The following is a 10,840-nucleotide window of genomic DNA, read 5'->3' as shown; positions in this document are numbered from 1 at the left end:
GCAACGCTCGCCTGGCTTGGCGGTGTCGCCGGGCACCAGACCATCCCGCTCGGCGTCGAACATTTTGGCCAGACCGGTACGATAGGCGACCTCTACCGCCACTTCGGCATCGATGCCGCCTCTATCATCGAGAAGGTCAACGGCCTCACGCCTGGGCGGCGGGTTTAGAGCACTTGGTCGGTCACCGGCAGCTGCATGATACCGAACGACGGCACCAGACTTTGATGTCACCCCGGGGCGACCGAAGGCAGCCCCGGGGCCAGTCGTTTCCAGAGGGTGGGCGAACGACAATCACTTTTAAAAAGACGCTGGCTTGAGCAAGCGGCATTGAGAATAGGCCCTGGATCTGCGCTTCGCTTATCCGGGGCGACGCCGTAGCAAGGTGTCGGAAGTCAGTCAGCGGACTGGCCGGGTGGCGGTATCAGCCGTACCGCAACGGATGGCTCCCGACTCAATAACTCTCATCCGCTTTCAGAGGAGGTTCATCACGACCGTCTCGAAGGGTGGGTGGGCATACTCAAAGCAAGCGGCCCTCCTTCAAGACAGCGCTCGCACGTTTCCTCAGGATGAAGGGCAGTTTCAAGCGGACTTGCTCAAATAAACCCGCTCGGCATTGCCTCCGAGAACAGCCCGCCGTTCCGCGTCACCAAGGTCCCTCAGCAAGTCATAGGTGATCCCGATCCAATCCTCATAGGAGCAGGCGAGGGTGCAGACCGGCCAGTCGCTGCCCCAGATCAGGCGGTCCGGACCGAAAGTGTCCAGCAAGTGCTCCACATATGGGCGCAAGGTTTCCGTAGTCCAGTTGCCGCCTGCTTCCGTGACAAGACCGGAAAGTTTGCAGTAGGCCGGGGTGTCCCGTGCAATGGCGGCCATGTCCTCTGCCCAGCCGGTCATCCGGCCATCCGCGATATGCGGTTTGGAGCCATGATCGACGACGATGCGCATGCCGGGATGACGCTCTGCGATTTTCAGGAGGTTCGCCAGATGCTGTGGCAGGGTGAGGGCATCGAAAACGAGATCATGCTCGATCAGCGCTTCAAATGCGGACACAAGGTCCGGGCGGAGCATCCAGTCCGGATCTTCGATATCCTGGATCATCGGCCTCAGCCCGACCAGCTTCGGGTTGCCCGCCAGATTGGCAATCAGGTCCGACGCTTCCGCAGCCTCGAAATCAACCCAGCCGACCACACCCCTGATGAAGTCGTTCTCATCGGCCAGGCTCAGCATGTAGCGGGTTTCAGCGACAGTCGGAGCGGCCTGGACCAGGATCGTGCCCTCAATCCCGAACCGGTCAAGATACGGTCTGAGGTCGCCGGGCCTGAAATCGCGATAGATCGGTTCGAGCTCCGGTGTCAGCCAGCCATAGTCGCCGCGCTCAAGGGCCCAGAAATGCTGGTGTGCATCCAGTTTCATGGCTCAATGATACCTTTGGTCAGAATGATATTGCCGTAAAGACGGGTCTCGCCTGTCTGGACGACGGCGAAGGCACTGCTTGCCGCTTCATAGAAGGCGTGCCGCTCCAGCGTTGCAATCCGCGCAGGTTTGTCGGCGGTTCCATCAATGATTGTCTGAAACTCGGCGACGATCTCCGGCACAGCATCCGGATCCCCGACCACCTGCATCGTCCTGGCGGGCGCTGGAACGAAAGTGTCGAGCGGCATCACCGACAGGATTGCCTTCAGAGTATCGGTTGCCGATATGCCGTCGAGGCGAACGCAATCCGGGCCGGAGCTTTCTGCGGGAAAATTGGCATCTACAATGGCAATCTCGTCGCCGTGGCCCATGGCCCTGAGGGCATAAAGTAGCGAAGGGCTCAGGATCGGTGGCAGGTTACGCAACATGGTTGGTCTCGCTCGGCAAGGGGGCATCGGGACGGATCAGTTTTGCGGACCTGAGATCCGACCAGAGCGCTGCTGGAATATCGGTCTGTAGAAGCGCAATGTTGGCCTCCACCTCGGCGGCGTTCACTGCTCCGGGGATGACGGTTTTCACGCTCGGATGCCCAAGAACGAATTGCAGGGCGGCTGCGATCAGCGGCACGGAATGGCTGCGGCAGACATCCTCGATCTTGCGCACGCGCTCCAGGATATCCTCCGGCGCATCGGCATAGTTGTACTTGGCACCGGGAACGGCTCCGGTTGCCAGGATGCCGGAATTATAAGGCCCGCCCAGAATGATGCCGACATCGCGCTGTTCGCAAAGCGGCAGGAAGCTCTCAAGAGCGTCCTGCTCCAGAAGCGTGTAGCGCCCGGCCAGCAGGAAGCAGTCGAAATCGGCAAGGCCCAGCAGCTTCTGGCACACTTGCCATTCGTTGACCCCCGCGCCGATGGCAGCGACTTCGCCCGCGTCTTTCAGTTCGGTGAGCGCCTTGTAGCCACCAAGGTCGAAGAGTTCACGCACACGTGCATCGCTCGCTTCCTGGGACCCTTGCGAAAAGGCACAGACATCGTGCACGAAAAGGATGTCGGCATTTGCGACCTCCAGCCGTTGCCGGCTTGCTTCGTAACTGCGCATGACGCCGTCGTAGCTGTAGTCGAAGACAATCCGCTTCTGCGGCACATCGACAAAGGCTTCCGGCGTTACCTCTTCCGGCTCGCAATCGAGCAACAGGCGGCCGATCTTGGTGGAAAGCTGGATGTTTGCTCGGCCGAAGCGCTTGATTGCGGCACCGAAGCGCATTTCCGAACGGCCGAGACCATATTGCGGCGCCGTGTCGAAGTAGCGGATGCCGTTGTCATAGGCTGCCTGAAGGGCCGCCTGGGCGTCCTCTTCCGAAACCTTGCGATAGAGATTGCCAAGCGGTGCTCCGCCGAAACCCATCTCCGTCAGGTTGATCGGGCGTGCGGTTCTGCCGTTCAGCCGCTGCGTTTTCAAAGCAGTCATGTGTTTCCTCTGGACGTTTCCCATGTTCAAAGTGAACGGGTGCCGCATGAACTGCGGTCTGGGTTCAGGCCGATTGGCCGGGTATCAGTCGAACAGATCCGACCTGGTCTCGGCGAGCGGTTCCAGGCGCGTGACAAGTTCGCTCAGGTGTTTCTGCATGGCCTGGCGCGCCTGCTCCGGATTGCGGTCGCGAATCGCTTCCACGATAAGCCGGTGCTCGTCATAGGCTTCAAAGGCGCGGCCTCGCATGGGCAGCAGCAATTGCCGCGCCCGGTTCACCTGAACCCAGCCGGTGTTGGCCAGGGTGTTGAGTTTCGGATAGCCGGTGAAAGAGAAGATAAGCTCGTGCATACGCTCGTCTTCCCGATAGAAACCGGTCTCGTCGTGATCTTCCAGGCAAAGGGCCTGCAGACGCAGATTGCGGTTCAGTTCCGAAAGCTGCTCGTCGGTGCGCTCTGCGGCCACCTTGGAGACTGCCGCCAGTTCGATGGCTTCCCGCAGGAAGGCACCCTCGCGAATTTCCGACATGGAAAACTTGGTGACGCGCGAACCTGACTGGGGAATGACCTCCACCAGGCCTTCGCCGGCCAGCCGGGTGATCGCTTCCGTCACAGGTGAGCGGGACACGCCAAGCTGCTCACAGATCACCTGCTTCTTGAGCGGCGTTCCCGGTGGAAGATCCATGGCCAGGATCGCCGAGCGCAGCGCCTCGTAGACACGTTGTGCCAGCGAACCGGACAGTTTGCCGATGTCGGGCAGGGTGATCTCGGGAAAATCTTGTTCGTTGGTCAGGGACATTGCTAACTCGATTAGAATGCTAACATGTTAGTTGACACAGTTGTCGTGTCAAGCTAATCGTGAAGAAACACCGGCCGGATCGGCGCTCCCGCGAAGAATTTCGAATGGAGATGAAAAGCTGATTTTTGTCAAAAGGTTGAGGGATCTGTTGTCATTTCTGATGGCAGGTGGGTCAACCGTTTCGGCCGTAACGGGGAGAAAGACGTGTTGCAGCCTCATGCCAATTCAATCCTCCTGAATGCCGATGACAACGTCGTCATCGCCCTTCAGGACATTGCGGCCGGCGCCAGCGTTGCCCATGTCGACGGTCCGTTGCCCGGGCAGGTCATGCGCGGTCACAAGATTGCCCGCAAGCCGATCTCAACTGGCGAAAACGTCATTCGTTACGGTCAGATCATCGGTCAGGCAAAGGCGGATATCGGTCCGGGCGAGCATGTGCATGTCCATAATCTCGGCATGGGCGATCACAGCCAGGACTATCAGCACGCCGAAGCTTCCATTCCGCTTGAGCCGGCAACGGAAGAACGCACGTTTCTCGGCTACCGCCGTCAGACAGGGCGCGCCGGTACGCGCAACTACATCGGCATCCTGACGTCGGTGAACTGCTCAGGATCCGTTGCGAAGTTCATTGCGGAAGCTGCTGAAAGGTCCGGGCTGCTGGACGAGTTCCCGAATGTCGATGGCATCGTTCCCATCGTGCACGGCACCGGCTGTGGCATGTCAGGCAAGGACGAAGGTTATGCGACGCTGTTCCGGACACTGTCCGGCTATGCCCAGCATCCGAATTTTGCAGCCATCCTCCTGATCGGTCTCGGCTGTGAAGTCATGCAGATTGCCGACCTGATCGGCGACCGCAAGATCCGGCCGGATGGCGATCTGCGGTATATGACGATCCAGCAGACAGGCGGGACGCGCAAGACGATCGAGGCGGGGCTCAAGGAGCTCCGGGCACTCGCCGAACTTGCAAACAAGGCCGAGCGAACACCTGTACCTGTCTCGGAGATCACCGTTGGCATGCAGTGTGGCGGCTCGGACGGGTATTCCGGCATCACCGCAAATCCGGCGCTCGGGATAGCGTCCGATCTTCTGGTCCGCCATGGCGGCACCACGATCCTGTCCGAGACCTCCGAGATCTATGGAGCCGAACATCTTCTGACCCGGCGCGCGGTTTCGGTCGATGTCGGCGAGAAGCTGATCGAGCGGGTTCGCTGGTGGGAAGACTACACCGCCCGCAATGGCGGCGAGATGGACAACAATCCGTCCCCCGGCAACAAGCGCGGCGGGTTGACGACGATTCTCGAAAAGTCGCTCGGTGCGGCCGCCAAGGGCGGATCGGCACCCCTGGTTGACGTCTACAAGTTCGGCGAGCCCATCGACAAGAAGGGCTTCGTCTTCATGGATAGCCCCGGCTTCGATCCGTGCTCGGTGACCGGGCAGATCGCTTCGGGCGCAAACATCATCGTCTTCACGACGGGGCGCGGTTCCGTTTCCGGTTACATGCCGACCCCCTGCATCAAACTCGCCACCAACAGCGAGATGTATGGCCGCATGTCGGAAGACATGGACATCAATTGCGGTGACATCATTTCGGACAACGTCAGCCTGGATGCCAAGGGCGAGGAGATCTTCGAAATGATCATTGCCGTTGCATCCGGGAAACAATCGAAAAGCGAAGAACTCGGCTTTGGCGGTGTGGAATTCGTGCCGTGGCAGATCGGTGCGGTGATGTAGCCGCATCCGGCACGACGTGATGACAACGCGCAGGCTTTCGGGAGGTTTTCAGTGCGCTTGAGAGAAAAGACAATTTTGGTGACAGCGGCCGGGCAGGGCATTGGCCGCGCAAGCGCGATTGCCTGCGCCAGGGAAGGCGCAAAAGTTTATGCCGCGGACATCAACGAGGATACGCTGTCGACACTCCCAGGCGAGTGCCCCGGTATCGAGATTCACAAACTGGATGTTTGCGACCGTGCGGCCGTTGATGCCCTGGCTGCTCGACTGCCCGCGCTCGATGGTCTCTTCAACTGCGCAGGGTTTGTTCACAACGGCTCGGTTCTCGATATCACCGAGGACGACTGGGCCTTCAGTTTCGAGCTGAACGTCACTTCCATGTACCGGATGACCCAGGCTTTCCTGCCGGGAATGCGCGAGCGTGCCAAGGCCACCGGCACGGCGTCAATCCTGAACATGTCGTCTATGGCGTCGTCCATCAAGGGCTTTCCGATGCGCACCGCCTACGGCGCTACCAAGGCGGCCGTCATTGGTCTGACCAAAGGCGTTGCCGCGGATTTCGTCAAGGAAGGCATCCGTTGCAACGCGCTGTGCCCGGGAACCGTCGACACCCCATCCTTGCGCGGCCGGATTGCCTCCGCGCCGGACCCGGTGGAAGCGGAAAAGAATTTCATTGCCCGGCAGCCCATGGGCCGTCTTGCAACCGTCGACGACATGACACCGATGGTCGTCTATCTGCTGTCCGACGAAAGCCGGTTCGTTTCGGGGCAGGCACTTCTGGTCGACGGAGGTGTCACCATCTGACGGTGACCCCTTCGTCGCGGTTTGGGAGGATCGCGCCATGACAAATCTGGTGAGGATGACGGGGATCGAGAAACGCTTCCCCGGTGTGCATGCCCTCAAAAATGTCAGCTTCGACCTGAACAGTGGCGAAGTGCACGCCCTGATGGGAGAGAACGGCGCCGGCAAATCGACGTTGATGAAAATCCTGTCGGGCATCTATCCACGAGACGGCGGCGAATTGCTGGTCAACGGCCAGTCGGTTGAGATCGACGGGCCACGAGCCGCACAGGCGCTGGGCATCGGCATCATTCACCAGGAACTCAGCCTGATGAATGATCTGACGGTCGCGCAGAACATCTTCATCGGCCGGGAGCCGCGGTTGCGTTTCGGCCGCCTGGATGAAGCGGGACTCAACGCCAAGGCGGTCGAGATCTTCAAGTCCATGAACCTGAAGATGAACCCGAAGACGATCGTCGGTGAACTGACCATCGCGCGCCAGCAGATGGTGGAGATTGCCAAGGCACTTTCCTACCGCTCGCGCGTCCTCATCATGGATGAGCCAACTGCTGCCCTCAACGATGCGGAAATCGCCGAACTCTTCACCATTATCCGCCGCCTGAAGGCCGATGGCGTCGGCATCATCTATATCAGCCACAAGATGGACGAGCTGAAGCAGATCGCCGACCGGGTGACGGTCATGCGCGATGGCGCCTATGTCGGAACGGTCGATGCGGCGGAAACGCCTGTTTCCAAGATCATTTCCATGATGGTCGGCCGGGAGGTGACCAGCGAGGCTATCGTCATCCCCGATCTGTCCGATGCGGAGACCGTGCTGGATGTGCGCGGACTGAACCGGGGCCGTGAAATCCGGGATGTCAGCTTTTCTGTCAAGAAAGGCGAAATTCTGGGCTTCGCCGGCCTGATGGGGGCCGGGCGAACAGAAGTGGCACGTGCCATTTTCGGGGCCGATCCGCGCGACAGCGGGGAAATCCGGGTTCACGGCAGACCCCGCTCGATTTCAAAACCGTCCGACGCGGTGAAGGCGGGGATCGGATATCTGTCCGAGGACCGCAAGCATTTTGGCCTAGCTACCGGAATGGACGTTCGCACCAATGTGGCGCTGGCAAGTCTCGACCGCTTCTCCACCCGGTTCGGCGTCCTCAGCGAGGACGCCATGCGCAAGACCGCGCAGGACTACATCGCCAAGCTGGAAATCCGCACACCGTCCGACCGGCAGGAGGTCCGGCTGCTCTCCGGCGGCAACCAGCAGAAGGTCGTCATCGCCAAGTGGCTCTACCGGGATTGCGACATCCTGATCTTCGATGAGCCGACCCGCGGTATCGACGTCGGCGCCAAGGCGGAAATCTACAAGCTTTTGAAAGCACTGGCGAACGAAGGCAGGGCGATCATCGTGATCTCCTCGGAATTGCCGGAAATCATGCGGCTCAGCCATCGCATTGCCGTCATGTGCGAAGGCAGGCTGACCGGCATCCTGCCGGGTGGAGAAACCACCACTCAGGAAGACATCATGCATCTGGCGACGCTTCGGGCGCCATCCATGCAGCCAGAAGGATACCAGCAATGACCGTCGTCAACCCGACCTCCTCGCCGTCGCTTGTCGCGCGTCTGATCGAGACAGGGGCACACCAGAAACTGCTGGCCTTCGCCAGTCTGGTCCTTTTGCTGATCGGTTTCTCGATCGCGTCGCCCAACTTCATGCAAACCTCGAACATGATCGCGATCCTGCAGGCAACCTCGGTAAACGGCGTGCTGGCGGTTGCCGCGACACTCGTGATCATCACCGGCGGGATTGATCTGTCCGTCGGAACGTTGATGACTTTCTGCGCGGTGATCGCGGGTGTAGTGCTGACCAATCTTGGCATGCCCTTGCCGCTTGGTGTGATTGCCGCCATTGCAACAGGTGCGCTTTGTGGCCTGTGCTCGGGCACCTTCATTGCCAAGATGAAGATCCCCCCCTTCATTGCGACCCTCGGCATGATGCTGATCCTGAAAGGCCTGTCTCTGGTGATTTCCGGAACCCGGCCGATCTATTTCAACGACACGCCGGGTTTTGACCTGATCTCCCGCGGCTCGCTGATCGGCGATGTCTTTCCGGCCCTGCCGATCCCGAACGGGGTTCTGATCCTGTTCCTGGTTGCCGGAGCCGCGTCTTACGTTCTCGGCCGCACCGTGCTTGGCCGATACACCTTCGCGCTGGGCTCCAACGAAGAGGCGGTTCGCCTTTCCGGCGTCAACACCGACTTCTGGAAAATGTCGGTCTATGCGCTGGCCGGGGCGATCTGCGGCATCGCCGGCATCCTGATCGCTTCCCGCCTCAACTCCGCCCAGCCGGCACTCGGCCTCGGGTACGAACTGGAAGCCATCGCGGCCGTCGTCATCGGTGGCACATCGCTTTCAGGCGGACGTGGCACGGTTCTCGGCACCTTGATCGGAGCTCTGATCATGGCCGTCCTGACCAACGGTTTGCGGGTCCTGTCTGTCGCCCAGGAGTGGCAGACGGTGGTGACCGGCGCAATCATCATCCTGGCCGTTTACGCGGACATGGTGCGCAGGCGAAAAGCCTGAGTTTCTTCAACACACAAGAGGGTGATCACACCCCGACCAACGGACCTTCCGTCCGTCCCAACCACAGGAGAGGAATATGCTGAACAGACGTACCCTAATCGGAGCCGCAAGCGCCGCCGCTCTGATGCTTTCCGGGAACTTTGCCTTCGCCCAGGAAACCTACATTCCGCTGATCTCCAAGGGCTTCCAGCACCAGTTCTGGCAGGCCGTGAAGGCCGGTGCCGACCAGGCTGCCTCGGAGCTGGGCGTCACCATCACCTTCGAAGGACCGGATAACGAAACCATGGTCGACCGCCAGATCGACATGCTGGCAGCTGCCCTTGCCAAGAACCCGACGGCAATCGGTTTTGCAGCGCTCGACAGCCAGGCAGCCATTCCGCTGTTGAAGCAGGCTCAGGAAAAGGGCATCCCGGTCATTGCATTCGACAGCGGTGTCGACAGCGACATCCCGGTGTCGACGGCATCCACCGACAACGTCGCGGCCGCTGCTCTGGCTGCCGACAAGATGGCTGATCTGATCGGCGGTTCCGGCAAGGTGGCTGTTGTGGCACATGACCAGACCAGCCGGACGGGCATCGACCGTGTTGACGGTTTCGTCAACCAGATGAAGGCGAAGCATCCGGACATCGAAGTGGTGACCGTTCAGTATGGTGGTGGCGACCATCTGAAGTCGACCGAACTCACCAAGGCCATCCTGACGGCCAATCCGGACCTGAAGGGCATCTTCGGTGCCAATGAAGGCTCGGCCCTGGGTGTCGTCAATGGTGTCTCCGAAATGGGCAAGTCCGACGTGGTCATCATCGGCTATGACAGCGGCAAGGCCCAAAAGGACGCGATCCGCAATGGCGTCATGGCCGGTGCGATCACCCAGAACCCGGTCGGTATCGGCTATGAGACCGTCAAAGCCGCGCTCGAGGCATCGCAGGGCAAGGACGTTCCGGCTCATATCGACACCGGCTTCTACTACTACGACAAGTCCAACATTGACGATCCGAAGATCGCTGCTGTCTTGTACGACTGATTGATTTTGTCGTAACCAAACCCATCGAGCCCGGTCGCATACGTGACCGGGCTCCAACCATGCAAGGACGATCCTTTATGAAATTGCTGAGATATGGCGCGCCGGGACAGGAAAAACCCGGTGTTCTTGATGCCGACAACCGTGTTCGCGATCTCTCTTCCGTTGTTTCGGATATCGCCGGCGATGCTCTCCTGCCCGATAGCATTCAGCGCCTGCAGGGGCTCGACGTCACTTCGCTGCCACTGGTCGACGGTGCTCCGCAGCAGGACCTGCGTGTCGGACCTTGTGTCGGCAACATCGGCAAGTTCATCTGCATCGGCCTCAACTATGCCGACCACGCCGCCGAATCCGGCATGGATGTGCCGCCGGAACCGGTGGTCTTCAACAAGTGGACATCCGCCATCATCGGCCCGGATGACGACGTCAGGATCCCGCGCGGATCTCAGAAGACCGACTGGGAAGTTGAGCTTGGCGTCGTGATCGGCAAGGGCGGCGCCTATATCGAGGAAGCTGACGCGATGAGCCACGTCGCGGGGTTCTGCGTGATCAACGACGTGTCCGAACGCGAATACCAGATCGAGCGCTCCGGCACCTGGGACAAGGGCAAGGGCTGCGATACCTTCGGCCCAATCGGCCCCTGGCTTGTAACACCGGATGAAGTCGGCAACTTCGACGATCTGGGCATGTGGCTGGAAGTCGACGGCAAACGCTACCAGAACGGCTCCACCAAGACCATGGTCTACCGCGTCCCGTTCCTGATCTCCTATCTCAGCCGCTTCATGAGCCTCCAGCCGGGTGACGTCATCTCCACCGGCACGCCTCCCGGGGTCGGTATGGGCCAGAAGCCGCCGGTCTACCTGAAGGGTGGTGAAGTCATGACACTGGGCATCGACAAACTGGGCAGCCAGACCCAGAAGGTGACCAAGGCCTGATCACTTAAGGACATTGCCTGAACAATTACGGCCGGACGCGGAGACGCGTTCGGCCGTTGACGTTTTTGGGGAAGGGAGGTGCGCGTGAACCGTGAAAGATCATGCAGGC

At 60.2% G+C, this 10,840-nt stretch carries 10 protein-coding genes; 6 read left to right on the top strand and 4 right to left on the bottom strand.

All coding sequences use genetic code 11. The features are described from left to right. Nucleotides 1-579: 579 nt before the first annotated feature. The 4 genes from ACYQ54_RS26825 to ACYQ54_RS26810 form a co-directional block, all read right to left on the bottom strand. Nucleotides 580-1,413, bottom strand: coding sequence for an amidohydrolase family protein (locus tag ACYQ54_RS26825; RefSeq protein WP_460087913.1), 834 nt, complete (start codon nt 1,411-1,413; stop codon nt 580-582). Next, entirely contained in the window at nt 1,410-1,841 is a 432-nt protein-coding gene (locus ACYQ54_RS26820) for an RbsD/FucU family protein (protein WP_460087911.1), read from the bottom strand. Before ACYQ54_RS26820 ends, ACYQ54_RS26825 begins: the two co-directional genes overlap by 4 nt. Then, nucleotides 1,831-2,883 (bottom strand): aldo/keto reductase, encoded by a 1,053-nt coding sequence (locus ACYQ54_RS26815; protein WP_460087908.1) that lies wholly within the window; start codon nt 2,881-2,883, stop codon nt 1,831-1,833. Before ACYQ54_RS26815 ends, ACYQ54_RS26820 begins: the two co-directional genes overlap by 11 nt. A gap of 84 nt (nt 2,884-2,967) precedes the next feature. Continuing rightward, the gene (locus ACYQ54_RS26810) at nt 2,968-3,681 is read right to left on the bottom strand and encodes a GntR family transcriptional regulator (RefSeq protein WP_460087906.1); all 714 of its coding nucleotides are present in this window, start codon (nt 3,679-3,681) and stop codon (nt 2,968-2,970) included. 204 nt (nt 3,682-3,885) lie between these two features. On the opposite strand from ACYQ54_RS26810, the gene ACYQ54_RS26805 reads away from it, so the two are divergent. The 6 genes from ACYQ54_RS26805 to ACYQ54_RS26780 all read left to right on the top strand — a co-directional run bounded on the left by ACYQ54_RS26805 (nt 3,886) and on the right by ACYQ54_RS26780 (nt 10,731). After that, complete coding sequence (locus ACYQ54_RS26805; protein WP_460087903.1) at nt 3,886-5,412, top strand: UxaA family hydrolase; 1,527 nt, start codon at nt 3,886-3,888, stop codon at nt 5,410-5,412. 51 nt (nt 5,413-5,463) lie between these two features. Continuing rightward, the gene (locus ACYQ54_RS26800; RefSeq protein WP_460087901.1) at nt 5,464-6,213 is read left to right on the top strand and encodes an SDR family oxidoreductase; all 750 of its coding nucleotides are present in this window, start codon (nt 5,464-5,466) and stop codon (nt 6,211-6,213) included. Nucleotides 6,214-6,250: 37 nt separating this feature from the next. Further along, entirely contained in the window at nt 6,251-7,777 is a 1,527-nt protein-coding gene (locus ACYQ54_RS26795; RefSeq protein ID WP_460087898.1) for a sugar ABC transporter ATP-binding protein, read from the top strand. Next, nucleotides 7,774-8,778, top strand: a complete 1,005-nt coding sequence (locus ACYQ54_RS26790) for an ABC transporter permease (protein WP_460087897.1) — start codon at nt 7,774-7,776, stop codon at nt 8,776-8,778. The genes ACYQ54_RS26795 and ACYQ54_RS26790 overlap by 4 nt, the downstream gene beginning before the upstream one ends. A 76-nt stretch (nt 8,779-8,854) precedes the next feature. Beyond that, complete coding sequence (locus ACYQ54_RS26785; protein ID WP_460087894.1) at nt 8,855-9,799, top strand: substrate-binding domain-containing protein; 945 nt, start codon at nt 8,855-8,857, stop codon at nt 9,797-9,799. A 77-nt stretch (nt 9,800-9,876) separates the two neighbouring features. Beyond that, nucleotides 9,877-10,731: a fumarylacetoacetate hydrolase family protein gene (locus tag ACYQ54_RS26780; protein ID WP_460087893.1), complete on the top strand. Its 855-nt coding sequence runs from the start codon at nt 9,877-9,879 to the stop codon at nt 10,729-10,731. Nucleotides 10,732-10,840 lie beyond the last annotated feature (109 nt).

It is taken from the genome of Roseibium sp. LAB1, assembly GCF_054658235.1.
The sequence above is the reverse complement of the archived record's forward strand: the minus strand, read 5'-3'. Positions and strand labels throughout refer to the sequence as shown.

Bases quoted from the DNA above. Each gene is read 5' to 3' on its own strand.
- ACYQ54_RS26825 (WP_460087913.1), bottom strand. From the start codon at position 1,413: ATGAAACTGGATGCACACCAGCATTTCTGGGCCCTTGAGCGCGGCGAC.
- ACYQ54_RS26820 (WP_460087911.1), bottom strand. From the start codon at position 1,841: ATGTTGCGTAACCTGCCACCGATCCTGAGCCCTTCGCTACTTTATGCC.
- ACYQ54_RS26815 (WP_460087908.1), bottom strand. From the start codon at position 2,883: ATGACTGCTTTGAAAACGCAGCGGCTGAACGGCAGAACCGCACGCCCG.
- ACYQ54_RS26810 (WP_460087906.1), bottom strand. From the start codon at position 3,681: ATGTCCCTGACCAACGAACAAGATTTTCCCGAGATCACCCTGCCCGAC.
- ACYQ54_RS26795 (WP_460087898.1), top strand. From the start codon at position 6,251: ATGACAAATCTGGTGAGGATGACGGGGATCGAGAAACGCTTCCCCGGT.
- ACYQ54_RS26790 (WP_460087897.1), top strand. From the start codon at position 7,774: ATGACCGTCGTCAACCCGACCTCCTCGCCGTCGCTTGTCGCGCGTCTG.
- ACYQ54_RS26785 (WP_460087894.1), top strand. From the start codon at position 8,855: ATGCTGAACAGACGTACCCTAATCGGAGCCGCAAGCGCCGCCGCTCTG.
- ACYQ54_RS26780 (WP_460087893.1), top strand. From the start codon at position 9,877: ATGAAATTGCTGAGATATGGCGCGCCGGGACAGGAAAAACCCGGTGTT.